Raw genomic sequence first — 23,777 nt, 5'->3', positions numbered from 1 at the left:
GCGCGGTCCGTCACATGCGCTCGGGGGCGCTCACACCGAGGAGGTGGAGGCCGTTGCGCAGCACCTGGCCGGTGGCGTCGTTCAGCCACAGCCGGGTGCGGTGCACGTCTTCGACGGGCGCGTCGCCGAGCGGGATGACCCGGCAGTTGTCGTACCACTTGTGGTAGAGCCCGGCGAGCTCTTCGAGGTAGCGGGCGACGCGGTGCGGCTCGCGGGTCTCGGCGGCGAAGGCGACGATGCGCGGGAACTCCTGCAGCGCGCCGAGGAGCGCCGACTCGGTCTCGTGGGTGAGCAGCTCGGGCGCGAACGCGCTCCGGTCGACGCCCGACGCGGCGGCGTTCCGGGCGACGTTGTGGGTGCGCGCGTGCGCGTACTGCACGTAGAAGACGGGGTTGTCGTTCGTGCGCTTCTGCAGCACGTCGAGGTCGATGTCGAGGTTCGAGTCGGCCGACGAGCGCGTGAGGGCGTAGCGCGCGGCATCCACACCGACGATCTCCACGAGGTCCTCCATCGTGACGATCGTGCCGGCGCGCTTGGACATGCGCAGCGGCGTGCCGTCCTTGACGAGGTTCACCATCTGGCCGATGAGGATCTGCAGGTTGACGTACGGCTCGTCGCCGAAGGCGGCCGTCATCGCCATGAGGCGCTGCACGTAGCCGTGGTGGTCGGCGCCGAGCATGATGATGCAGCGGTTGAAGCCGCGCTCGCGCTTGTCGAGGTAGTAGGCGAGGTCGCCGGAGATGTAGGCGGCGTTGCCGTCGCTCTTGATGACGACGCGGTCCTTGTCGTCGCCGAAGTCGGTCGAGCGCAGCCACGTCGCGCCGTCGGCCTCGAAGATGTGGCCGAGCTCGCGCAGCCGCGCGATCGCACGGTCGACGGCGCCGGAGATGTGCAGGTCGTTCTCGTGGAAGTAGACGTCGAAGTCGACGCCGAACTCGTGCAGCGACTGCTTGATCTCGGCGAACATGAAGCCGACGCCGAGCTCGCGGAACGCCTCCTGCTTGGCCGCCGGCTCGAGCGCGTCGATGTCGTTCGCGCCGCCGTCGGTGTAGGCGAGCGCGACGCGACGCGCGATGTCGTCGATGTAGCCGCCGCCGTAGCCGTCCTCGGGGGTCGGGTCGCCCTGGTGCGCGGCGACGAGGCTGCGCGCGAAGCGGTCGATCTGCGCCCCGTGGTCGTTGAAGTAGTACTCGCGGGTGACCTGGGCCCCCTGGCTCTGCAGGATGCGGGCGAGCGCGTCGCCGACGGCGGCCCAGCGGGTGCCGCCGAGGTGGATGGGCCCGGTGGGGTTCGCGGAGACGAACTCGAGGTTGATGATCTCGTCGCTGCGGCTGTCGTTCGTGCCGTATGCGGCGCCCGCCTCGACGATCGTCTTCGCGAGGGCGCCCGCGGCGGCGGCATCCAACCGGATGTTGATGAACCCGGGGCCTGCGACCTCGACCGACGCGACGCCGTCGGTGGCGGCGAGCGCGTCGGCGATCTCCTGCGCGAACTCGCGCGGGTTCGCGCCGACCGCCTTGCCGAGCTTCAGCGCGGCGTTCGATGCCCAGTCGCCGTGGTCGCGGTTGCGGGGGCGCTCGAGCGGGAAGTCGGCGGCGGTCAGCCCGGCGCTCGACCCCTCGCGTCGGGCCTCGGCGAGCGGGGCGATGACGGCGAGGAGGGCTTCGGCGAGGGCATCAGGATTCATAGCCCGTCAAGTCTACGGGCGCGGCGCTGAGCGCCCGCCCCGTGCGTCGAGACCGGCCGTTCGGCACCAGACCGACTGCCCGGCGGTCGGTGTCGCGCCAGACGGTCGGTCTCGGTGGCGCGCGCCGCGTGCGGGCCGGTCAGGCGAGCTGGACGAGCTCGGCGAAGTCGTCGAGGGCGGGGTCGGATGCCGCGGCGGCGGCGTCCTGCGCGGCGGCGGCCTCGGCATCCGCCACATCCCCCGGCACGACGAGGGCGTCCGCGCGCATGCGCTGAAGGCCCACGTAGCCGCCGTGGTAGCTGAGGAACGCGCAGTCGGCGGCGTCGCGCCCCGTCGCGATGCGCACGAGCGAGCGACGGTTGCTGAGCCGCGTCGCGTCGATGACGTACCAGCTGCCGTCGACGTAGGCCTCGGCGACGGCGTGGAAGTCCATCGGGCGCAGGCCCGGCGCGTAGCACGCAGCGTAGCGGGCGGGCATGTCCATCGCGCGCAGCAGCGCGATCACGACGTGCGCGTAGTCGCGGCAGACGCCCTGCCCGGTCATGAGTGTGGTCACGGCCGAATCGGTGCCCTGGCTGAGCCCGGGGGTGTACGTCGTCGAGGATGCCACGAACTCACTGACCGCGGCGATGAGGTCGAACCCCTGCAGCCCGCGGAACTGGCGCCGCGCCTGCGAGAAGACCTCGTCGGACTGGCAGTACCGGCTCGGGCGCAGGTAGGTGATGGCTTCGAGATCGCTCGTGGAGCGCTGCGCGACGTGCCCGTCGATGAGCGCCTCGTAGCGCACCTCGAGGCGTCCCGCATCGCCCTGCAGCCGGTGCAGGCGGCTGCCGGACTGGTCGATGATCTCGGTCGGCGTGTACACGCGATCGCCCTGACTGAAGGTCAGTTCCTCACGCAGAACGGGTGCCGGCTGGGCCGCCGCGATCTGAAAGATGAGGTCGACGGAGGCACCCAGTTCCAGGTCGAGTTCGGCGGTCACGATGCGTTGCACCGAAGTATCCTCGCACGCCGCGGAGGCTCCGTCGCACGCCGTGTTTCGACGCCTGTTCCCGTTCCCACTCGGCGTGGCTTACCCTCGACGCATGCGGACCTCCGCCCCCTCCCCTCAGCGCTCTCTGCGGCGCCGTCGGGCGCGGGTCATGCTGGCCGTCTCCGTGGCGGTCGCGGCGGTCGCCGGAGCCGCGCTGCTGCGGCCGTGGGCGAGCCCGGCCACCCCCGAGGCGGTCGTCGCGGCGGGGTCTGGCGCGGTGGCCGTGGCGACGACTCCGGAGCTGCTCGATCTGCCCGAGCATCCCACCGTGCTGATCTTCGGCGACTCGTGGACGTACGGTTCCGCGGCATCCGACCCCACCCTCGGCTACGCATATGTCGTTGCGGGAATGACCGGGTGGACGACGATCGTCGACGGCGTACGCGGCTCGGGATATCTCAAGCCCGGGCTCGACGGCCCCGACTTCGGCACCCGCATCGCCGCGCTCGACCCGCAGCTGCAGCCCGACCTCGTAATCGTGCAGGGATCGATCAACGATCGACGCGAGCCCGCGGCGGGGTACCGCGCCGCGGTGGATGCCGCGTGGGACGCCCTCGCCGCGACCTATCCGCACGCGCAGATCGTGATCCTCGGCGCCGCACCGCAGGTGATCCCGGTCGAGGCGGCGACGGCCCGCATCGACCGCGACCTCGCCGGCGCGGCGGCCGCTCGGGGCTGGTGGTACCTCTCCCCGCTCGGCGAGCACTGGATCACGCCGGCGAACTACGCCGACGTCATCGACACCGGACTCGGCCGCGACCACCCGTCGACGGCGGGTCACCGCTACCTCGCCGAGCGACTGGCCGCGGCGGTCGAAGCCATCACGCGGTGATACCCTCGATCGGTACGCCTCCGTAGCTCAGGGGATAGAGCGTTGGTTTCCGGTACCAAAGGTCGCAGGTTCGATTCCTGTCGGGGGCACTTCACATCTCGTCGATGACGTCACGGTCGTAGCCGCGCGTCGCGACCCGCCGACCGGGATACACTCGCCTGTGCGGGTGCGGCCCATCGATCTCGTCGACGTCTTCGTCTATCTGGTCGTGCTGCGCGTGTTCATCCAGCTCTTCCCGGCGGTGATCTCGGAGAGCTTCCTCGTCGCGCTTCTCACCGCGGTCCTGCTGAAGATCGTGCTCGAGGGCGTGCTGTTCGTGAAGAAGCGGATCGTGGCGCGCATTCGGGCCCCGCGCGGGCCGTGGATGCGCGCGCTCAACATCGGGATGCTGCTGCTCGTGCTCCCCGCAAGCAAGCTGCTCGTGCTCGAGCTCCTCGACCTCGTGTTCGGCGACGCCGTCTACCTGGGCGGGTTCTTCCTGGTCACTCTCCTGGTGCTGACCCTCACGCTCGCCCGCGCCACCGTCCGCCGCGCGTTCATCCTCGCGGCGTAGGCGAATCCCTCCCTGGGCTGATGCCCTCGCCCGCCGCGCTTTGTAGCGTCGAAGCATGGTCACCGCCAGCATCCCGTACCCCTCCGTCGCCGCACGATCCGCGCGCACGCGCACGCCGCTGCGCGACCGGGTCTCGACCGGCACCGCGACCGCACTGTCGGTCCTCGGACTGATCGGCCTCGGCGCGGCGAGCGCCACGAGAAGCGCGGGCACGAGCGTGCGCCCGAGCGTCGCGGCGGGTGCCGGGTCGGGCGCCACTCCGGCGGTCACAGCGGGCGCTGCTTCGGGCGTCGTAGCGGGCGCTGCGCCCGGCGCCCCGTCGGCGCCCGGCCCCGACTCGCGCGCCGCGTCGGCCGCCGACCGATCGTCGGCGGGGCGATCGGCGGCGGCGCTCACCCGCGCGGTTCCCGGCGGTAGACGAGGTCGCGGATCTCGCGTCCCTTCGCGATGCCCTTCCGTTCGAACGCGGTCATGACGCGTCCGTCGAATCGCGGCGCCCAGTCGCCCTCGAACGCCGGGGCGAAGTCCGCGGCATCCGCTATCACGGCGCGCATCTGCCGGGCGTAGTCCTCCCAGTCGGTCGCGAGGCGCAGCACGCCGCCGTCGCGCAGCGCCCGCGCGGCGAGCGGCGGGAATGAGGGGTCGACGAGGCGGCGCTTGTGGTGCTTGGACTTGTGCCACGGGTCGGGGAAGAAGATCCACAGTTCGTCGACGCTCGCCTCGGGCAGCAGGTGCTCGAGCACCTCGGGCGCGTTCGCCTCGACGAGCCGCAGGTTCTGGACGCCCTCGCGGGCGGCGTCGAGCATCGTGCGGGCGAGCCCCGCGCGGAAGACCTCGACGGCGAGGAAGTCGCGCTCCGGCGCCGCGGAGGCGGCGTGCACGATCGCGTGGCCCTGGCCGGAGCCGATCTCGATCACGAGCGGCGCCGTCCGGCCGTAGGTCTCGGCCGGGTCGATCCGGTTGCCGGGCTCGATGCTGGTCGCCGCCTGCCCGCGCGGCACCTCGATCAAGTAGAAGCCGGCGTGCTCGGCCCAGGCGCGCTCCTGGCCGTCGCTCATCCGGCCGCTCCGCCGGACGAAGGAGACGGGCTTGTCGCGGAAGCGCGGGGTCGAGTCGGTCACTCCCCCAGGCTACCCGTGACGAATGCAGGAGATCCGGCCCGCGCGGGCGCCCTGCGGCCCCGAACGGCGCCTCCGGCGCCAGATCTCCTGCACCCGTCACGCGGGTTCGGGCCCGAGGGTCACGGCCGTCTCGGCCGGCGGCCCCGGGCGCGAGGCGGCGCTCGGCAGAGGGGCCGGCCGGCCGAGACGGGGAGGGCCGGTGGGCTGAGGCCGGGCCGCGCCAGGCGGCTGACCGGGGTGCCGGTGACGAATGCAGGAGATCCGGGCCCGCAGGGGCGGCCAGGGGCCTAAACGGCGCGATCGGCGACGGATCTCCTGCGTACGTCACTCGGTGACGAAGTCGATCAGCTCCTCGACGCGTCCGAGGAGGGCCGGATCGAGGTCGCGGTAGCTCCTGACCGACCCGAGGATGCGCTGCCAGGTGCGCGCGATGTCGGCCTGATCGCGGGCGGGCCAGCCGAGCGCCCGGCTCACCCCGACCTTCCACTCGATGCCGCGCGGCACATCGGGCCAAGCCGCGATGCCGAGCGAAGACGGGCGCACGCACTGCCAGACGTCGATGTGCGGGTGCCCCACGATCCGGAGGTGCGCGCCGTGCGGCCCCCGCTCGACGGCCTGCGCGATGCGCGACTCCTTCGACCCCGGGACGAGGTGATCGACGAGCACGCCGTAGCGCCGCCCGGGCCCGGGCGGCTCCGCGCGGAGCAGGTCGTCGAGCAGGTCGACACCCTGGAGATACTCGACGACGACACCCTCCACGCGCAGGTCGTCACCCCAGACCTTCTCGACCAGTTCGGCGTCGTGACGACCCTCGACGAGGATGCGCGACGCGCGCGCGACGCGCGCCCGGGCCTCCGGCGCGGCGAACGAACCCGAGGCGGTGCGGCGGGGCGCGCGGGCACCGCCCGGCCCGCCCGACGCGGGGTTCGGCGGCCCGAGCAGCACGGGCTCGCCGTCGATGAGGAACCCGCCACCGAGCGGGAAGAGGCGGCGCTGACCGCGGCGGTCCTCGAGTTCGACGGTGCCCGACTGCACGCGGGTGACGGCGCCGCAGAAGCCGTCGCCTGCGACCTCGACGACCGTACCCGGGTCGGCCGGAACGGATGCCACCACCCGCCGCCCGGCATCCCGCCACCCTGCGGCGAGCACATCGCCGCCGTACCTGTCGATCCCGTCGTGAACCATCTCGCCTCCGAATCCGACACGCTACCTGCCGCGGGCCGCCCGGCCCGGCAGCGACGCCCGGATCGCACCGCCCCCGTCCGCGGCATCGCCAGCGCGGCTCGGCACGCGGCCCCGCCCGACGCAGCCCAACCCTGCGTCACGCCGACGCGGCACGCGGCCCAGCCCGGCGGGGCATTGCGGGGCACGACCCGGCGACCCGACCCGGCCCGGCACGGCCTGGCGACACGGCCCGACCCGGCCCGGCCGGGCGGCCCCGCCCGATCCAGCCCGACCCGGGCGCATAGCCGATTCCCATGCCGCGACCTATCGCCTCATACGCGGCCCGGCATAGGATCGGGAGGAGGCCGTCGCGAAGGTCTCGCGAAGGAGGGGGTGCGCCGTGCGCACGCGTCTGATGCTGGCTCTGACCGCCGCTGTCACGATCGTGCTCGGGGGCGCGGGCGCAGCCCTCGCCACCGCGCCGGTGACGCTGGGCGCCACGCGCGTGCTGGACGAGTCGGGGGTGCTGAGCGCCTCGCAGACCTCGAGCGTCGAGAAGGAGCTCGACTCCCTCTCCACCACCTCGGGCGTCGATCTGTGGGTCGTCTACGTGCCGACCTTCACCGACCCGACGAGCCCCGAGGGATGGGCGAACGCGACGGCCGAGGCGAACGGCCTCGGCCCCAACCCGTACCTCCTCGCGGTCGCCACCGACGACCGCGTGTACTACCTGTCCGGCTACTCGCAGGGACCCGTGAGCGAGGATCAGCTTCGCCAGATCGAGCAGCAGCGGGTGCAGCCCGCCCTCGCCTCCGGCGACTGGGCGGGAGCCGCCACGGCGGCCGCAGCCGGCCTGGCCGACGCGGTGAAGGGCGGCTCGGGAGGAACTGGCGGCTCCGGCGGCTCCGGCGGCGCCCTCGCGCCGATCCTTCTGGTCCTCGTCCTCGTGGCGCTCGCGGCGCTCGTCATCTGGATCGTCGTGCGCTCCCGCCGCAAGAGGACCCCCGCCGTGGCGGGCGGACAGGGCGGTGTCGGTGGCGCGATCGGCGCGGATGCCCCGCAGGACCCGCTCGCCCAGGTGTCCACCGACGAACTGCGCCGCCGGGCCGCGTCGGCGCTCGTGCAGACCGATGACGCGATGAAGACGAGCGAGCAGGAGCTCGGCTTCGCCCGCGCGCAGTTCGGCGACGCCGCGGCCGCGGAGTTCGAGCAGGCGCTGACGGATGCCAAGGCATCCCTCGACCAGGCCTTCGAGTTGCAGCAGCGGCTCGACGACTCCACCCCCGACTCCGAGGCCGACGTGCGCGCCTGGAACGCGCAGATCATCGACCTGTGCGAGCGGGCGAACGCCGGTCTCGACGAGAAGGCGAAGGCGTTCGACGAGTTGCGCCAGCTCGAGCAGAATGCCCCCGACGCGCTCGCCCGCGTGCAGGCGCTGCGCCAGACGGTCGCCGCCGCGCAGGATCAGAGCGCGAGCGCGCTCGCCGCGCTCCAAGGCGCGTACGCCCCGGCCGCCCTCGCGACGATCGCCGACAACCCCGTGCACGCCGCGACCGACCTCGCCTTCGCCGACGAGCAGCTGACCGCCGCGCAGCAGGCGATCGCCGCCGGCGACTCGGCGGCCGCCGCCGTCAGCATCCGCGCCGCCGAGGACGCCGTGGCGCAGGCCGACCTGCTGCACACCGCCGTGGGCACCCTCGCCGCCGACCTCGGCAAGGCCGAGACCGACGCCGCCGGCCTCATCGCCGACATCGAGCAGGACATCGCGACCGCGAGCGGCCTGCCCGACACCGATGGGCGCCTCGCCGGGGTGATCACGACGACCCGCGGACAGGTGGATGCCGCGAAGGCGCTCCTCGCCGGATCGGCCAAGCAGCCGCTCGCCGCCCTGCAGAACCTCGACGCCGCGAACACGCAGATCGACGCGACGCTCGCCGGGGTGCGCGACGCGCAGGCGCAGGCGCAGCGCGCTGGCCAGCAACTGAACGCCCTGATGACGCAGGCCCAGGCGCAGGTGTCGGCGGCAGAGGACTTCATCACCTCGCGGCGCGGTGCGATCGGCGCCGAGGCGCGCACGCGGCTCGCCGAGGCGGGCGCCTCGCTCGTGCAGGCCCGTCAGCTGCAGCAGACCGACCCCGCCGCCGCGCTCCCCTACGCCCAGCGCGCGAACGACCTCGCCGCTCAGGCGATCCAGTACGCGCAGAACGACGTCGGCGCCTTCTCGGGCGACGGCATGTTCGGCGGCGGCGGAAGCGGCGGCGGCAGCAACGTGATGGGCGCCGTGCTCGGCGGCATCGTCATCAACTCGCTGCTGGGCGGCGGTCGTGGCGGTGGCGGCGGCATGTTCGGCGGTGGCGGGTACGGAGGAGGAGGCGGCTACGGCGGCGGCAGTCGGGGCGGTGGCATGGGCCCCGGCAGCTTCGGCGGCGGCGGCACCCGCAGCCGGCGCGGAGGCGGCCGCTTCTGACTCCTCCTCCCGCGCCCGCCACGAACGCCCGCGGCATCCGAGCCCCGACCTCCCACACCCACCGACACCCCCAGTTCCCGTTAGGAAAGGAAAACCGATGGCAAAGCAGTCCATCTTCGGCCGCATCTCGACGCTCGTGAAGGCGAACGTCAACGCGATGCTCGACTCCGCCGAAGACCCGCAGAAGATGCTCGACCAGCTCGTCCGCGACTACACCAACAACATCGCCGACGCCGAATCGGCCATCGCCGAGACGATCGGGAACCTGCGCCTGCTCGAGCGCGACCACGAGGAGGACGTCAAGGCCGCCGCCGAGTGGGGCAACAAGGCGCTCGCCGCGAGCCGCAAGGCCGACGAGCTGCGCCGGGCCGGCAACACGACCGACGCCGACAAGTTCGACAACCTCGCCAAGATCGCCCTGCAGCGTCAGATCAGCGAGGAGAACGAGGCGAAGGCGCTGGCCCCCTCGATCGCCGCGCAGACCGAGGTCGTCGACAAGCTCAAGGACGGCCTCAACGGCATGAAGCAGAAGCTCGTCGAGCTGAGGTCGAAGGCCTCCGAGCTCATGGCGCGGCAGAAGAGCGCCGAGGCGCAGAACAAGGTGCACGACGCGGTCCGGTCGATCGACGTCATGGACCCGACGAGCGAGATCGGCCGCTTCGAAGACAAGGTGCGCCGCCAGGAGGCGCTCGCGGCGGGCAAGGCCGAGATCGCGGCATCCTCGCTCGACGCGCAGTTCAACCAGCTGGAGGACGTGGGCGAGCTCACCGAGGTCGAGGCGCGCCTCGCGGCGCTGAAGACCGGCGCGCCCGCCCCCGCGATCGAGCAGTAACCACCCCGCCACCACGCCGAGAAACCACTCCCGTGTCGAGAAACCACGCCCGCCGCGGTTTCTCACGCGCGGAGTGGTTTCTCGCGTGCGGGCGCTGTGCGGGAGGATGACCCCATGACGCGTTTCCTCATCGTGCCGCAGTGGCAGGGGTCGCCCGCCGCGCGGGCGATGCACCTCGTCGACGGCGCCGAGGCGATCGCCGGCGACCTGCCGCGCGCTCGCACGGTGCGGGTCGAGGTGCCGACCTCGGCCGGCGAGGCGCTCGACACGGGCATCCGGCGCTACAGCGCGCTCTCGCGCACCGCCGACGCGGTGAGGGATGCCCTGGCCGCGGGCGCCCCCGACACGCGCACGCCCGAGGGCTCGACGCCCGCCGCCGACCTCGACGCCGCGGCCGCGCCGACCGAAGCGGCCGCCCCGGCCGAGCCGGCGCTCGTGGTCGGCGGCGACTGCGGCGTCGCGGTGCCGGCGATCGCCCACGCCGCCGCGGCGCACGATCGCCTCGCGGTGGTCTGGTTCGACGCGCACGGCGACCTGAACTCGCCCGCCTCCTCGCCCTCGGGCGCGTTCGCGGGCATGGCCCTGCGCGCCGTGATCGACGACCTGCCGCTCCCGTCCGGCGGGCCGATCGTGCCCGCCGAGCGGGTGATCCTCGCCGGAGCGCGGGAGCTCGACGACGCCGAAGAGACGGCCGCGATGGATGCCGGTGTGCTGCGCCTCTCCGTCGAAGACCTCGACGGCCCCGAGCGCCTCGCCGACGCGGTCGCGGCGACGGGTGCCACCGCCCTCTACATCCACGTCGACCTCGATGTGCTCGACCCTGCCGTGATCTCCGGCGTCGGCCTGCCGGTGCCGTTCGGGCTGTCGCTCGACGCGCTGCTGCGCTCGATCGCCGCCGCCCGCGCCCGCGTGCCGCTCGTCGGCGCGTCGATCGCGGGATTCGCTCCGGCCTCTCCGGCCGCCGCCGTCGACGACCTCGGCACGATCCTGCGGGTCGTCGGGGCGCTCGCGTGATCGCCCGCCCCCCGGCGGGCTGGCGACAGCGCGCCGAACGCGCCGTCGCACGCGGCGAGGCGATCGACGCCTGGATCCCGTCCGTCATGCTCGACTCCCCCATCAGCCTCCTCGGCTACGCGTGGGGCACCGCCGTCGGCTGGCTGTGGGGCGGCCTGTGGTCGACCGGTCCGGTGACGCGCCGCGGCGGGCTGTGGGTGTTCACGGGCCTGCCGAACTGGGCGTTCGGCCGCGGCGGCGTGTGCGTGGGCGGCTGCTACCTCACCGGATCGGCGCCGGTCACCGACACCGTGCTACGACACGAGGCCGTGCACGCGCGGCAGTGGCGGCGGTACGGATTCCTCATGCCCCTGCTCTACCTCGTCGCCGGCCGCAACCCGCTGACGAACCGGTTCGAGATCACCGCCGGGCTCGAAGACGGCAACTACGTGCCGCGCGGCAGCTGAACGGAGCCCAAGCCAAGCCGACCGGCAGCGCAGCGCGGCAGATGCCGGCGCCGCGACCCCGGGTCAGCGCGCGGCGGCGAGCCCGAAGCGCTCGGGCGTGTGCACGGCGCTCGCCTCGATGCCGAGGGCGCCGGTCAGGTGGTCGAAGATGTCGGCCGTGCCGAGGAAGCCGCCGAGCAGGTGGATGCGGGTGCCGCCCGCGCACGTGTCGTCGGCGCAGAGCATCTCGTCGGCCCACGCCGTCACGGCGCGCGCGAGAGCCTGTCCGGGGGCGCAGGCGCGGCCCGTTCCGGGATCGCCGGTGCGCTGCGAACGGTCGAGCCACGTCACGATCATGCGGGCGGGCACGGCGAGATCGAACACGTACGAGGCATCCGGCACCTCGATGAACACCCGACCGGTCGAGCAGATCGGCAGGGTCGCGATGAGCGTCTCGAGCTCGACCAGCGAGGTCTCGTCGGCGGTGATCAGCTGCTGCACGCGCGCATGACGGGATGCCTTGCAGGCGGTGGCGTCGTGGGCGACGGCGTGCTCGGTCAGCGTGGTCATGATGCTTTCACTATACTCCCCGTTTAGGTGAGCCTTACCTCGCCTGCCCCGATTCCGCCGCAGATACTCAGCCTGCAATGAGCACGCGGCGGAGCTCGGCGAGCTCGTCGTCGCGCACGCCCTGCGCGCGCAGATAGTCGGCGGGCGAGCCGTAGCGCGCATCGAGCTCGTCGAGGAGGCCGCTCATCACGGGCGCCGGCGACCGGGTCGCGAGCTCGTCGAGGTGGCGCGCCTGCGGATGGGCGGCGCGAAGGTACGCGAGCACGCGGGCGTTGCGCGCCGGCGGCAGCAGCGCCTCGGTGCGGGCGTAGTCGTCGACGACGGCCGCGCGCTCCACCCCGACGGCGGCGAGCATGAGCGCCACCGCGACGCCGGTGCGGTCCTTGCCGACGGTGCAGTGCACGAGTACCGGCTGCGTCTCGAGCACGGCGCGCACCACCTCGACAAGGCGTTCGGCGCCGGTGTCGACGAGCGCGCGGTACATCTCGGAGAGCGGCACGTCGTCGACGAAGAACGATGCCGCCGACCCGAGGAAGAGCGGTGCGCGCAGCGTCTCGACCTCGAGCCCGTCGAGGCGGCTCGGCTCGAGCGCCACTTCGTCGTCGGCGCGCAGGTCGACGACACGGCGGAGGCCCAACGCGGCGAGCGCCGTGCGCCCGTCACCGGTGAGGCGGGCGAGGTTTCCGGAGCGGAAGAGGACGCCGCTCCGCGTGACGCCCGACTCCGCCGGGAGGCCGCCCACGTCGCGGAGGTTCAGCGCGCCGCCCACCGGCAGACCCGCGGGGGTCATGACGTCGCGCTCGGGGCCCGCTCCCCTCGGCGCGGCGGCACGGGGTACTTTCCGGCGATCGTGATGCGGTTGAAGGCGCCGATCGAGACGAGCAGCCAGCTGAGGGCGACGTACTCCTCCTCGGTGAAGATGCTGCACACGTGGTCGTACAGCTCGTCGGAGACGCCCTCCTCGTGGATGTAGACGTAGCTCTCGGCGAGTTCGAGGGCGGCCCGCTCGCGCGCGCTGAAGACGCCCGACTCGCGCCAGACCGCGATCTGGGCGATCTCGTCGGCGGTGAGGCCGGCCGCGACGCCGCGGTCGACGTGCACCCGCACGCAGTAGGCGCAGCCGTTGAGCTGCGACGTGTGGATGAGCGCGATCTCCTTCAGCCGGTCGTCGATCCCCGCCTCGGTCGCGAGGGTGCCGACCGTCTGCGAGAACGCCACCAGTGCGTCGTAGGCGGGCCGGGCCGAACGGGAGAGGTGCACGCGTCGCTCCGTGGTCATGCGCCCAGCCTATTGCGCCCGCACCGCGCAACGGCGAGCGGGACGCGGCGGCCGCGCGTGCACCACAATGGCGGGATGGATGCCCAGTTCCCCTATCTCTCCGCCCAGGCCGCCGAGCTCGGCGTCACCGCCCCGCCCGCCCGGCGGCTGAGCTTCGCACTGCCGGACGGCCGCACCGTCAGCGCGCTGCAGTACGGCGACGCCGCCTCGGGCACCTTCCCCTCCCCCGTCGTCACCTTCCTGCACGGCGCGGGCCTCAACGCCCACACCTGGGACACGACCGTGCTCGCCCTGGGTCTTCCCGCCCTCGCCCTCGACCTGCCCGGCCACGGCGACTCGTCGTGGCGGGACGACGCCGCCTACGTCGGGGCGACGCTCGCCGCCGACATCGCCCCGGCGATCGCGGAGTGGACGGATGCCCCGCAGGTGCTGGTCGGCCAGTCGCTCGGCGGACTCACCGCCGCTGCCCTCGCGGCCACGCATCCCGAGCTCGTCCGCGCACTCGTGATCGTCGAGATCACCCCCGGCATCGACCCGAACGGCGACGCCGCGCAGATCGGAGCGTTCTTCGCGGGGCCCACCGACTGGGCGAGCCGCGACGAGCTCGTCGACCGCGCCCTCGCCTTCGGGCTCGGCGGCACGCGCGAGGCGGCGACGCGGGGCGTCTTCCAGAACTCCCGCGTGCGGCCCGACGGCCGGGTGGAGTGGAAGCACCATTTCGCGCACCTCGCGAACGCCCTCGCCGCCGACCCCGCCGCCGCGGCGAGCGCCGAGGCGCAGCAGCAGGCGATCCGCGGCGCGCTGTCGGCCTCCGGCTGGGACGACCTCGCCGCGGTCACCGTGCCGATCACGCTCGTGCGCGGCGAGCGCGGCTTCGTCACCGAGGGTGACGCGGCCGACTTCGTGGCGCGCGTGCCGCAGGCATCCGTCCTCACGGTGCCTTCGGGTCACAACGTGCAGGAGGAGCTGCCGGCCCCGCTCGCGGCTCTCGTCTTCGACATCGCCGACGCGTGAGCGGACCGGCCGTCCGGCGAGCGAGAACGCGCGATTCGGCGACCCGTGCGACGGGGCGCGACGAACCGTGTGACAGATCGTGACCGACGCCGCGGCCGATCATGACCGGGGCACCGCGCCGGGAGCCTAGGCTGTAAGGCGCACTCGAGTCTGCGGACCGGCGCCCACAGCATATTCGCGCCCGTCCGCCCTGCGAAAGGAACCCCCTCACATGCTTCGCCGCACCACCGTCGCTGCTGCCGCGCTCCTCGCGGCCGGCGCCCTGCTGCTCAGCGCCTGCACCGACGGCACGTCGCCGTCGCCCACCTCGTCGGGCGGGTCCGCCGACCCGGATGCCTCGATCGCGGTGCGCCTCGTCGCCGAGCCCGGCAACCTCGACATCCGCGAGACCGCGGGCGCCGCGCTCGACCAGATCCTGATCGACAACGTGTACCAGGGCCTCGTCTCGCGCACCCCCGACCAGGAGATCGTCGACACCCTGGCATCCAGCCACGACGTCTCGGCCGACGACCTCACCTACACCTTCACCCTGCGCGAGGGCGTCACCTTCCACAACGGCGAGGAGCTCACCCCCGCCGACGTCGTGTGGTCGCTGCAGCAGGTCAAGGACAACGCCTCGTACCGCGACTCGGCGCGCCTCGAGCGCGTCAGCTCGATCGCCGCGAACGGGCAGGACATCGTGCTGACCCTCAGCGAGCCCGACTCGACGCTGCTGTGGAACCTCACCGGCCGCGCCGGGCTCGTCTTCAAAGAGGGCGACACGACCGACCGCAAGACGGCCGCCAACGGCACCGGCCCCTACGCCCTCGCCGACTGGAAGCAGGGCGACTCGATCACCCTGAAGCGCAACGACGCCTACTGGGGCGACAAGGCGAAGGCGGCCGAGGTCGTGCTCGACTTCATCCCCGACACGCAGGCCGCACTCAGCGGCGCGCTCGCGGGCGAGCTCGACGTGCTGACCGGGTTCGACGCGAACCTCAAGGACCAGGTCGAGGCGAACGGCGACTTCGCGCTCGTGCTCGGCAAGTCGACCGACAAGGGCGTGCTCGCGATGAACTCGACGAAGGGGCCGCTCGCCGACAAGCGCGTGCGCCAGGCGATCCGTCAGGCCATCGACAAGGAGTCGATCGTCGCGGCGCTCGGCGCCGGACAGACGCAGTACGGTCCGATCCCCGAGCTCGACCCCGGCTACGAGGACCTCGAGTCGACGGCGCCGTTCGACCCGGCCGCAGCCAAGAAGCTCCTCGCCGAGGCGGGCGCCGAGGACATCACGCTGAACCTCACGATCCCGGCGTTCTACGGCTCGACCGTGTCGCAGATCCTCGTGTCGAACCTGCACGACGTCGGCATCACGCTGAAGGTCGACAACGTGGAGTTCCCCACCTGGATCAGCGACGTCTACACGAACAAGGACTACGAGCTGAGCTTCGTGCTGCACACCGAGGCCCGCGACTTCGAGAACTGGGCGAACCCCGACTACTACTTCACCTACGACAACCCGAAGGTGCAGGACCTCTACGCGCAGTCGACGCGTGCCACCGACCTCGACACGTCGGCCGACCTGCTGAAGCAGGCCGCGAAGATCGTGGCCGAGGACCAGGCCGCCGACTGGCTGTACAACGGGGCATCCGTCGTCGCCGTCGGCACCGACATCACCGGCTTCCCGTCGGTCAACGTCAACGAGCGCTTGAACCTGGCCGAGCTGGCCACGTCTCAGAGCTAGCAGACGGGTGATCCGCTACGCGCTGACGCGGCTGGCCCTGCTGCTGCTGGGCCTGTTCGTCGCCAGTGCGCTCATCTTCATGACCCTGCGGGTTCTCCCCGGCGATGTGGCCCAGCTCATCGCCGGGGTGAACTCCACCCCCGACCAGGTCGCCGCCATCCGCGACCGGCTGGGCCTCGACGACCCGCTGCCGGTGCAGTACGCCGCGTGGATCGGCGGGGTGCTGCAGGGAGACCTCGGCTCGTCGCTGCTCACCGGATCGTCCGTCGCCGACGAGCTCGTGCAGAAGGGGCAGGTCACGATCCCGCTCGGTCTCATGGCGATGACGATCGCGATGCTCGTCGCGTTGCCGTTCGGCGTGATCTCGGCGATGCGCCGCGGCCACGCCGACGGCACCGCGCTGAACGTCACCGCGCAGACCCTCGCCGCCGTGCCGGTCGTGTGGGCGGGCATGATGCTCGTCGTCGTCTTCGCGGTGTGGCTCGGCTGGCTGCCCGCGCAGGGATTCCCGCGCAGCGGGTGGTCGGACCCCGGCCTCGCGTTCCGCTCGCTGCTGCTCCCCGCGATCACCATCGGCGTGATCGAGGGCGCGATGCTCATGCGCTTCGTCCGCTCGGCGACGCTGCAGGCGACGGGGCAGGACTTCGTGCGCACCGCCGCCGCGAAGGGGCTCACCCGCAATCAGGCGCTCGTGCGGCACGGCCTGCCCACCGTGGGGCTGTCGATCATCACGGTGCTCGGTCTGCAGGTGGCCGGCATCATCGTCGGCTCCGTCGTGATCGAGCAGCTGTTCAGCCTGCCCGGCATCGGACGGATGCTCGTCGCCGACGTCGGCAACCGCGACCTGCCCAAGGTGCAGGGCGAGCTGCTCGTGCTCACCGGGTTCGTGCTGGTCGTCGGGTTCGTCGTCGACCTCGTGCACCGGGTCATCGACCCGCGGCAGCGGGAGGCGGAGTGATGGTCCGGCGGCGCGCGCAGACCGGTCGCACCGGCGACCGTCCCTCGTGGTTCGCGCGGCTCTGGTCGCTGTCGACGGGCCGGTTCGGCATCATCGTCGTGGCCGTGACCGCGCTCACCGCGCTCGTCGCACGGTTCTGGACGCCGTTCGACCCGCAGCGGGTCGACGTCGCCAATCGTTGGGATGCCCCGGGCATCCCGCACCTGCTCGGCACCGACGGATCGGGGCGCGACATCCTCAGCCTCCTCATGGCCGGAGCGCGCACCACCGTGTGGGTCGCGCTCGGCGCCGGCGTCGTGGCGACCCTCCTGGGGCTGCTGCTCGCGGCGCTCGGCGCGCTGACCACCCGGTGGGTGCGCGAGTCGGTCGCGGTGCTCGTCGACATCCTGATCGCCTTCCCGGTGCTCCTCATCGCGATGATGCTGTCGTCTGTGTGGGGGGGCTCGCTCTGGGTCGTGATCGTGTCGGTCGGCATCGGCTTCGGCGTGAACATCGCCCGCGTCACGCGGCCCGAGCTCCGCCGCGTGCTGCACAGCGACTTCGTGCTGGCGGGGCGCGCGTCGGGCCTCACGCCCGTGCAGAACCTGTGGCGGCACCTGCTGCCGAACGTCGCACCGGTGTTCATCGTGCAGCTGTCGTGGGGCATGGCCGTGGCGGTGCTCGCCGAGGCGGGCCTCAGCTACCTCGGCTTCGGCGCGCCGGCGACCGAGCCGAGCTGGGGGCTCCTCCTGAAAGACCTGCAGACCTACATCTCGGTGCATCCGCTCACCGTCGTCTGGCCGGGGCTCGCGATCACGCTGACGGTGCTCGGGCTCAACCTGCTGGGCGACGGACTGCGCGAGGCGACCGACCCGACCCTCTCGCGCCGCACCCGCACGACCCGCTCCGACATCCCGCAGCCGGCGGTGGTCTCGTGAGTCTCGAGGTGCGCGATCTCGTGGTCGAGCTGGACGGGAGCCGCGTCGTCGACGGGGTCTCGTTCGACGTGCCCGACGGCGCGCGAGTCGGGCTCATCGGCGAGTCGGGATCGGGCAAGTCGCTCACCGCGCTCGCGATCCTCGGACTCCTGCCCGAGGGCGCGACGGCCTCGGGGAGCGTGCGGTGGGACGGCCGCGAGCTGATCGGACTGCCCGACCGCGAGCTGGCGACCCTCCGCGGCGACGAGATCGGCATCGTCTTCCAAGAGCCGCGCACCGCCCTCAACCCCGTGCGCACCGTCGGACGGCAGATCGGCGAGTCGATCCGCATCCACGAGGGCGCCTCGCGGCGCGAGGCGTCCCGCCGCGCCGTCGCCGAGGCCGCGCGGGTGCGCCTGCCCGACCCCGAGCAGATCGTGAAGCGCTATCCGCACCAGCTCTCCGGCGGACAGCGGCAGCGGGTCGCGATCGCGATGGCGCTCGCCTGCCGGCCGCGCCTGCTCATCGCCGACGAGCCGACCACCGCGCTCGACGTGACGATCCAGGCCGAGATCCTCGACCTGCTGAACGGTCTCGTCGCGCGGGACGGCATGTCGCTCGTGTTCATCACGCACGACCTGGCCGTGCTCTCGCAGGTCGCGACCCACGCCGTCGTGCTCGACGAGGGACGCGTCATCGAGCACGGACCGCTGTCGCGCCTGCTCACCGCCCCCGCCTCGCCGATCACGCAGGGGCTGCTGCGCGACGCGACCGCGACGCTCTGGAAGCCGGGAGGCCTCGCATGACGCCCCTCGCATCCGACGACGACGTGCTCGTGCGGGGGCGCGCGCTCTCGCGCACGTTCCGGCAGCGCGGGACTCGGATGTTCGAGCGCTCGCGCACGACGACGGCGCTCGACGATGCCGACGTCGACGTGCGCACGGGTTCGGCACTCGGGATCATCGGCGAGTCGGGCTCGGGCAAGTCGACCCTCGTCCGCATCCTGCTGGGGCTGGATGCCCCGACCTCGGGCACCGTCGCCTTCGACGGCCGCCCCGTCGACGCGCGCGCGCGCGCTCGGTCGCTGCACTGGCTGCGGCGCGAGACGGGGATCGTGTTCCAAGACCCCTACGCCTCGCTCGACCCGCGCATGAGCGTCGGCCGGATCGTCGGCGAGCCCCTCTGGGCGCTCGGCGTGCTCACGCCGGGCGCGGAGCGGCGCGCGCGCGTGCGCGAGGTGCTGGAGGACGTGGGCCTCGAGGCGGAGATGGCGACCCGCTACCCGCACGAGTTCTCCGGCGGTCAGCGGCAGCGGATCGCCCTCGCCCGGGCGATCGTGCACCGGCCGCGCCTGCTCGTCGGCGACGAGCCGCTGTCGGCCCTCGACGTCACCGTGCGCGCGCAGGTGCTGGAGCTGCTCCGCGAGCTGCGGCGGACGCAGGGGTTCACGCTGGTGATGGTGTCGCACGACATCGGCGTCGTGCAGAACCTCTGCGACGACGTGATCGTCATGAAGGACGGCCGCATCGTCGAGGAGGGCCCGACCGAGAAGGTGCTGCTTGCGCCGCAGGTCGCGTACACGCGGCGGCTGCTGGCATCCATCCCCGTCATCGGCCCCTCGCAGACCTGAACCGCCCCGTCGGGCGCCGCGTGGCGCCCCCAGTCGTCGGACCGGTGGGGCTGGATTCGTCTCGTGAGGCCGACACGCGCACGGCAGCCCCACCGGTCCTGCGACCGAGCCGGCGACGAGGTCGGGGCCGGTGTCGGAGGGTGGGGCGTAGGGTGACGCCATGCACGCGATCGTCCCTCCCTACCTGCTGGCCCGGCTCGCCGACGCCGACGCGCCGCACCTCGCCGGCGCCGCCGAGGCCGCGCGGGCGACCCTCGCCGCGCCCCGCCCCTACCACCGGGGTCGCACCCGCGCGAACCTCGACGTGTCGGTCGAGGGCGACGCCCTGGTCGTCGAGGGGTCACCGGCGCCGGACCGGGTGACCTCCGACGCGCAGCACCGCGAGACGCTGCCCGGGCGCCGCGTGCGGGGCGAGGACGACCCGCCGACCGGCGACGAGGCCGCCGACGAGGCATTCGACGGGCTCGGCGAGACGTTCGCGTTCTTGTGGGATGCCTTCGACCGGGCATCCATCGACGGCGCCGGCGGCACGCTCGCGGCGACCGTGCACTACGGCGAGAAGTACGACAACGCGTTCTGGAACGGCGAGCGCATGGTATTCGGCGACGGCGACGGCGAGGTGTTCACGGGGTTCACGGGATCGATCAGCGTCATCGCGCACGAGCTCGGCCACGGCGTCGTCGAGCACTCGGGCGGTCTCGACTACGAGGGGCAGTCGGGCGCGCTCAACGAATCGATCGCCGACGTGTTCGGCGCCCTGACCGACCAGCACGTGCAGGGGCAGAGCGCCGCCGAGGCGGCCTGGCTGATCGGCGCGGGGATCTTCACGCCGGCCGTGCAGGGCGTGGCTCTCCGCTCGATGAAGGCGCCCGGCACGGCCTACGACGACGACGTGCTCGGGCGCGACCCGCAGCCCGCGCACATGCGCGACTACGTCGAGACCACGGAAGACAACGGGGGCGTCCACATCAACTCGGGCATCCCGAACAAGGCCTTCCACCTCGTCGCGACCGCCCTCGGCGGCCACGCATGGGAGCGCGCGGGACGCATCTGGTACCTGACGCTGACCGGCGGGTCTCTCGCCGGCACCGCGGACTTCGCGCGGTTCGCCGCGGCGACGACGCAGACCGCCCACGCGGAGTACGGTGAGGACTCGGAGGAGGCCGCCGCCGTCCGCACCGCGTGGAACGCCGTCGGCGTGACGAACGGTGGCAGAGGGAACTGAACGGCAACGCACGGAGGACGATGCCCCGGGCGACGAGCCCACCGTCGCCGTGAGGGTCGTGCGCTCGGGCGGATTCGCGGGGCTTCGCCGCACGTGGGCGGTCGACGTGGATGCCGCCGACGCCGGCCCCTGGATCGCGCTCGTCGAGGCCTGCCCGTGGGATGACTGCGGTTCGGCGTCGGCGAGGTCGGCGTCGAACCCTCGCGGCGCCGACCGGTTCTCGTATCGCCTGTCGGCGCGGGTGCGCGGCGCGGAGCGTCAGGCCGACCTCGCCGAGTCGGACGCCGTCGGCCCCTGGCGCACGCTGATCGACGCGGTGCGCGAGGCCTCCGCGCGCGAGGCCTCGGACTGATCCAGACGGCGCCGCCTGGATCCGGTCAGCGCTCCTCGGCCGGGCGGCGCCCGAACAGTCCGCGCTTGCGCTTCACCGGCTTCAGCTGCTTCTGCAGGTAGATCGTGCCGAGCCAGCGGCCGAACTTGAACCCGACGCGCCCCATCCGTCCGACCTCGACGAACCCGAGCCTCTCGTGCAGCGCGACCGACGACTCGGCGCCCTTGTCGCTGATGACGGCGACCATCTGGTGGATGCCGGCCTGCTCGGATGCCTCGATCAGCGCCTCGAGCAGCGCCCGACCGAGCCCCTTGCCGGTCGCGGCGTGGCCGAGGTAGATCGAGTTCTCGACGCTGTAGCGGAAGGCCGACTTCGACGACATCGGCTGCACGAGCGCGTAGCCGAGCACCTGCCCGGTCGGCGACTCGGCGACGAGGAATGGCATGTCGTGCTTGCGGAGGAAGGCGATCTTCTCGCGCCACTGCGCGAGCGACCACTTCTTCTCGTCGAAGGTGACGACCGAGTTCGTGACGTAGTGGTTGTAGATCTCGCGGATCTCCGGAACGTCGCGGTCTTCGACCGGTCGGATCTCGTACGAGAACGGCCGCTCGGCCTCGGTACGGCGCAGGTGCGCGGGCAGGCGCCGACGCGTCTTCTCGTACTCCTCCTCCAGCATGCCGGTCAGCCTACGCCGCCCCCCGTGTCGTGCTCGCCCGCGGGCGCGATGCGCCAGTCGACGGGTGCCGCACCCTGCTCTTCGAGCAGCGCGTTCGCGCGCGAGAACGGCTTCGACCCGAAGAACCCACGGCTCGCCGACAGCGGAGAGGGGTGCGCCGACTCGATGATCGGGGTGCTCCCGAGCAGGGGCCGGAGGTTCGCGGCATCCCTCCCCCACAGGATCGCGACGAGCGGGGCGTCCCGCGCGGCGAGCGTGCGGATCGCGTGCTCGGTCACGGTCTCCCACCCCCAGCCCCGGTGGGATGCCGGAGCGCCAGGCGCGACCGTGAGCACGCGGTTCAGCAGCATGACGCCCTGATCGCCCCACGCCGACAGGTCGCCGTGCGGCGCGGGCGCGATGCCGAGGTCGTCGTGCAGTTCGCGATAGATGTTGCCGAGGCTCCGCGGCAGCGGGCGTACGTGCGCATCGACCGCGAACGAGAGACCGATGGGATGCCCCGGCGTCGGGTAGGGGTCCTGCCCGACGATGAGCACCCGCACCTCATCGAACGGTCGGGCGAAGGCACGCAGCACGCGATTTCCGGAGGGCAGGTACGACCGGCCCGCGGCCGACTCTGCACGGAGCCGCTCACCGAGCGCCGCGAGGTCGGGGGCGACCGGGGCGAGGGCGCGCGCCCACCCGGCATCCATGAGTCCCGCCGCGGCGAGCTCCTCGAGGGTCGTCGCCATCAGGCGCTGGCGCCCGTGTGCGAGTCGGCTCCGGCATCCTCCTCGGCGACCGTGCCGCGCGCCGACCAGGGGAAGTCGATCCAGCGGTCGGTCTCGCGCCAGGAGAAGTCGGGGGATGCCACGGAGCCCGGCTTCGTGTAGATGCACACCGAGCGCACCTCCGCCCCGGCATCCGTCAGCATCGTCACGGCGAGCGCCAGGGTGCGCCCCGAGTCGGCGACGTCGTCGACGAGCAGCACGCGCTTGCCGGGCAGGTAGCCGAGGTCGAGGTCGGGCGGCAGGAGCGCGGGCGCGTCGAGCACCGCGCCGATGCCGGTGTAGAACTCGACGTTCAGCGCGCCGCAGCTCTTCACCCCGAGCCCGTACGCGATGGCGCCGGCGGGGAGGAGCCCGCCGCGGGCGATCGCGACGACGACGTCGGGGGCGAAGCCGTCCTGCACGATCGCACGGGAGAGGGCGCGGGTCGCGTCGCCGAAGCCCGCCCAGGTGAGAATCTCGCGGTCGGCGGGGGCGTCATCGTGCGTCACGGTCTCCAACCTAGACGCTCCGTGATCCCGCCGACGCGCGCCGGAAACACACGCTGTCCGCCGGGGTCCTATGCTGAACGCCGTGTCATCGTCGTCGAGACTGAGTCCCTTGTCCGCCGCGACCGAGTCGTTGCGCACCTCCGCGGTCGGGGTGACGGCGGCCTGACGGTCTGGGCGATCTGCGCAGCCGGCGGGTTCCTCGCGGCCGTCCTGCTCTTCTTCGTGCCGAAGGTCGCCTTCGCCGACGCCCCGCCCGCCTGAGCCGCGCCCGCGCTCGGCCGTCAGTCGCGCGGGCGGAGCGCGCCGCGGGCGAGCAGATGCTGGGCCGACTGGGCCACCGGGCGCATGGTCACGAGGTCGAGGTTCACGTGGCCCGGGGCGTTCAGCGCGTAGGAGATGACATCGGCGACGTCGGATGCCACGAGCGGCTGCTCCACGCCGTCGTAGACCTTCTCGGCGCCCGCCGTGTCGCCGCCGAGGCGATTGAGGGTGAACTCCTCGGTGTAGACCATGCCGGGCGCGACCTCAGTGACGCGGATCGGCTCGCCGTTCAGCTCGAGCCGCAGCGCGTGCACGAGCATCGCCTCGCCCGCCTTCGCCGCGTTGTAGCCGGCTCCCCCTGGGTACGCGGTCTGCGCCGCGGTCGAGGTCACGTACAGGGTGTCGGCGTGGTCTCCGCCCGCGCGGATCCCCGCCCGGAGGAGCGGGAGGAGCGCCGCCGTGACGAGCTGGGCCGAAAGCACGTTCGCCTCGAACATCCACCGCCAGTCCTCAGCCTTGCCGTCTTCGACGCGGTCGACCCCGCGCGCCCCGCCCGCGATGTGCACGAGGGCGTGCACATCTCCCGTGCGGGCCAGATGCTCGGCGAGCGCTGCGACGTCGGCCTCGCTGCTGAGGTCGGCGGCGTACGAGGCGGAGCCCACCTCGGCATCCAGCGCCGCGAGGCGCTCGGCCCGGCGCGCGACGCCGACGACGTCCCATCCGCCAGCCCGCAGGGCCCGCACCGTCGCCTCGCCGATCCCCGAACTCGCCCCGGTCACCACAGCACGCCTCGTCGTCATGCCCCCACGCTACCCGTCCACTCGTCCGC

Annotated in this window: 25 protein-coding genes and 1 tRNA gene; 15 read left to right on the top strand and 11 right to left on the bottom strand. The window is 72.8% G+C overall.

From position 1 onward, the window contains the following. Positions 1-10 precede the first annotated feature (10 nt). Positions 11-1,687 carry an arginine--tRNA ligase gene (argS, locus tag FHX68_RS11765; protein WP_141381181.1) on the bottom strand — a complete coding sequence of 559 codons (1,677 nt, stop codon included), beginning with the start codon at positions 1,685-1,687 and terminating at the stop codon, positions 11-13. A 139-nt stretch (positions 1,688-1,826) separates the two neighbouring features. After that, positions 1,827-2,681, bottom strand: coding sequence for a transglutaminase-like domain-containing protein (locus FHX68_RS11760; protein ID WP_141381182.1), 855 nt, complete (start codon positions 2,679-2,681; stop codon positions 1,827-1,829). A gap of 148 nt (positions 2,682-2,829) precedes the next feature. Here FHX68_RS11760 and FHX68_RS11755 point away from each other — a divergent pair, with 148 nt between their 5' ends. The 3 genes from FHX68_RS11755 to FHX68_RS11745 all read left to right on the top strand — a co-directional run bounded on the left by FHX68_RS11755 (position 2,830) and on the right by FHX68_RS11745 (position 4,105). Further along, on the top strand, positions 2,830-3,552 hold the full coding sequence (locus FHX68_RS11755) for an SGNH/GDSL hydrolase family protein (RefSeq protein ID WP_141381185.1): 723 nt from the start codon (positions 2,830-2,832) through the stop codon (positions 3,550-3,552). Positions 3,553-3,568: 16 nt separating this feature from the next. Further along, a tRNA-Arg gene (locus tag FHX68_RS11750) sits at positions 3,569-3,641 on the top strand. Between the two features lie 77 nt (positions 3,642-3,718). Further along, positions 3,719-4,105 carry a hypothetical protein gene (locus tag FHX68_RS11745; RefSeq protein WP_141381183.1) on the top strand — a complete coding sequence of 129 codons (387 nt, stop codon included), beginning with the start codon at positions 3,719-3,721 and terminating at the stop codon, positions 4,103-4,105. Positions 4,106-4,497: 392 nt separating this feature from the next. Here the strand turns inward: FHX68_RS11745 and trmB are convergent, their stop codons facing one another. Both trmB and FHX68_RS11735 read right to left on the bottom strand, forming a co-directional pair. Beyond that, entirely contained in the window at positions 4,498-5,163 is a 666-nt protein-coding gene (gene trmB / locus FHX68_RS11740) for a tRNA (guanosine(46)-N7)-methyltransferase TrmB (RefSeq protein ID WP_141381186.1), read from the bottom strand. Between the two features lie 387 nt (positions 5,164-5,550). Further along, positions 5,551-6,411, bottom strand: a complete 861-nt coding sequence (locus FHX68_RS11735; RefSeq protein ID WP_141381184.1) for a DUF3097 family protein — start codon at positions 6,409-6,411, stop codon at positions 5,551-5,553. Between the two features lie 379 nt (positions 6,412-6,790). Here FHX68_RS11735 and FHX68_RS11730 point away from each other — a divergent pair, with 379 nt between their 5' ends. From FHX68_RS11730 to FHX68_RS11715, 4 genes are all read left to right on the top strand, one after another. Beyond that, the gene (locus FHX68_RS11730; RefSeq protein ID WP_268239149.1) at positions 6,791-8,857 is read left to right on the top strand and encodes a TPM domain-containing protein; all 2,067 of its coding nucleotides are present in this window, start codon (positions 6,791-6,793) and stop codon (positions 8,855-8,857) included. 97 nt (positions 8,858-8,954) lie between these two features. After that, positions 8,955-9,689 carry a PspA/IM30 family protein gene (locus FHX68_RS11725; protein WP_141381231.1) on the top strand — a complete coding sequence of 245 codons (735 nt, stop codon included), beginning with the start codon at positions 8,955-8,957 and terminating at the stop codon, positions 9,687-9,689. Positions 9,690-9,803: 114 nt separating this feature from the next. Further along, positions 9,804-10,703 carry an arginase family protein gene (locus FHX68_RS11720; RefSeq protein ID WP_141381232.1) on the top strand — a complete coding sequence of 300 codons (900 nt, stop codon included), beginning with the start codon at positions 9,804-9,806 and terminating at the stop codon, positions 10,701-10,703. Continuing rightward, positions 10,700-11,149 (top strand): Fe-S oxidoreductase, encoded by a 450-nt coding sequence (locus tag FHX68_RS11715; RefSeq protein ID WP_141381233.1) that lies wholly within the window; start codon positions 10,700-10,702, stop codon positions 11,147-11,149. The genes FHX68_RS11720 and FHX68_RS11715 overlap by 4 nt, the downstream gene beginning before the upstream one ends. Before the next feature lie 63 nt (positions 11,150-11,212). Here FHX68_RS11715 and FHX68_RS11710 read toward each other — a convergent pair whose 3' ends face one another. The 3 genes from FHX68_RS11710 to FHX68_RS11700 all read right to left on the bottom strand — a co-directional run bounded on the left by FHX68_RS11710 (position 11,213) and on the right by FHX68_RS11700 (position 12,976). Then, positions 11,213-11,698: an SIP domain-containing protein gene (locus tag FHX68_RS11710; protein ID WP_141381234.1), complete on the bottom strand. Its 486-nt coding sequence runs from the start codon at positions 11,696-11,698 to the stop codon at positions 11,213-11,215. 67 nt (positions 11,699-11,765) lie between these two features. Further along, complete coding sequence (locus FHX68_RS11705; protein ID WP_141381235.1) at positions 11,766-12,488, bottom strand: tyrosine-protein phosphatase; 723 nt, start codon at positions 12,486-12,488, stop codon at positions 11,766-11,768. After that, positions 12,485-12,976, bottom strand: coding sequence for a carboxymuconolactone decarboxylase family protein (locus FHX68_RS11700; protein WP_141381236.1), 492 nt, complete (start codon positions 12,974-12,976; stop codon positions 12,485-12,487). Before FHX68_RS11700 ends, FHX68_RS11705 begins: the two co-directional genes overlap by 4 nt. A 75-nt stretch (positions 12,977-13,051) precedes the next feature. Between FHX68_RS11700 and FHX68_RS11695 the strand changes: the two genes are divergently transcribed. The 8 genes from FHX68_RS11695 (at position 13,052) to FHX68_RS11660 (ending at position 20,774) form a co-directional block, all read left to right on the top strand. Continuing rightward, positions 13,052-13,990, top strand: coding sequence for an alpha/beta fold hydrolase (locus FHX68_RS11695; RefSeq protein ID WP_141381237.1), 939 nt, complete (start codon positions 13,052-13,054; stop codon positions 13,988-13,990). A gap of 211 nt (positions 13,991-14,201) precedes the next feature. Continuing rightward, a complete protein-coding gene (locus tag FHX68_RS11690) occupies positions 14,202-15,713 on the top strand; it encodes an ABC transporter substrate-binding protein (protein WP_141381238.1) in 1,512 nt (503 codons plus the stop codon). 7 nt (positions 15,714-15,720) lie between these two features. Beyond that, complete coding sequence (locus FHX68_RS11685; RefSeq protein ID WP_141381239.1) at positions 15,721-16,671, top strand: ABC transporter permease; 951 nt, start codon at positions 15,721-15,723, stop codon at positions 16,669-16,671. After that, positions 16,671-17,588, top strand: coding sequence for an ABC transporter permease (locus tag FHX68_RS11680; protein ID WP_141381240.1), 918 nt, complete (start codon positions 16,671-16,673; stop codon positions 17,586-17,588). The genes FHX68_RS11685 and FHX68_RS11680 overlap by 1 nt, the downstream gene beginning before the upstream one ends. After that, on the top strand, positions 17,585-18,373 hold the full coding sequence (locus tag FHX68_RS11675) for an ABC transporter ATP-binding protein (protein ID WP_141381241.1): 789 nt from the start codon (positions 17,585-17,587) through the stop codon (positions 18,371-18,373). Before FHX68_RS11680 ends, FHX68_RS11675 begins: the two co-directional genes overlap by 4 nt. Before the next feature lie 77 nt (positions 18,374-18,450). Beyond that, positions 18,451-19,197: an ABC transporter ATP-binding protein gene (locus tag FHX68_RS11670; protein ID WP_229661565.1), complete on the top strand. Its 747-nt coding sequence runs from the start codon at positions 18,451-18,453 to the stop codon at positions 19,195-19,197. Between the two features lie 160 nt (positions 19,198-19,357). Beyond that, a complete protein-coding gene (locus FHX68_RS11665; RefSeq protein ID WP_141381243.1) occupies positions 19,358-20,422 on the top strand; it encodes a M4 family metallopeptidase in 1,065 nt (354 codons plus the stop codon). Continuing rightward, positions 20,406-20,774, top strand: coding sequence for a protealysin inhibitor emfourin (locus tag FHX68_RS11660; RefSeq protein WP_141381244.1), 369 nt, complete (start codon positions 20,406-20,408; stop codon positions 20,772-20,774). The genes FHX68_RS11665 and FHX68_RS11660 overlap by 17 nt, the downstream gene beginning before the upstream one ends. A 25-nt stretch (positions 20,775-20,799) precedes the next feature. Here FHX68_RS11660 and FHX68_RS11655 read toward each other — a convergent pair whose 3' ends face one another. The 4 genes from FHX68_RS11655 to FHX68_RS11635 all read right to left on the bottom strand — a co-directional run bounded on the left by FHX68_RS11655 (position 20,800) and on the right by FHX68_RS11635 (position 23,748). After that, complete coding sequence (locus FHX68_RS11655) at positions 20,800-21,429, bottom strand: GNAT family N-acetyltransferase (protein ID WP_141381245.1); 630 nt, start codon at positions 21,427-21,429, stop codon at positions 20,800-20,802. Between the two features lie 5 nt (positions 21,430-21,434). After that, positions 21,435-22,160 (bottom strand): uracil-DNA glycosylase, encoded by a 726-nt coding sequence (locus FHX68_RS11650; protein WP_141381246.1) that lies wholly within the window; start codon positions 22,158-22,160, stop codon positions 21,435-21,437. Further along, positions 22,160-22,687, bottom strand: coding sequence for a phosphoribosyltransferase (locus FHX68_RS11645; protein ID WP_141381247.1), 528 nt, complete (start codon positions 22,685-22,687; stop codon positions 22,160-22,162). The genes FHX68_RS11650 and FHX68_RS11645 overlap by 1 nt, the downstream gene beginning before the upstream one ends. A 281-nt stretch (positions 22,688-22,968) precedes the next feature. Further along, the gene (locus FHX68_RS11635; RefSeq protein ID WP_174799185.1) at positions 22,969-23,748 is read right to left on the bottom strand and encodes an SDR family oxidoreductase; all 780 of its coding nucleotides are present in this window, start codon (positions 23,746-23,748) and stop codon (positions 22,969-22,971) included. Positions 23,749-23,777: the final 29 nt, after the last annotated feature.

Origin of the sequence: Microbacterium lacticum, from assembly GCF_006716815.1 — a bacterium.
In the GTDB taxonomy this organism is placed as follows: domain Bacteria; phylum Actinomycetota; class Actinomycetes; order Actinomycetales; family Microbacteriaceae; genus Microbacterium; species Microbacterium lacticum.
This window is presented reverse-complemented; position numbering and strand designations above follow the sequence as displayed.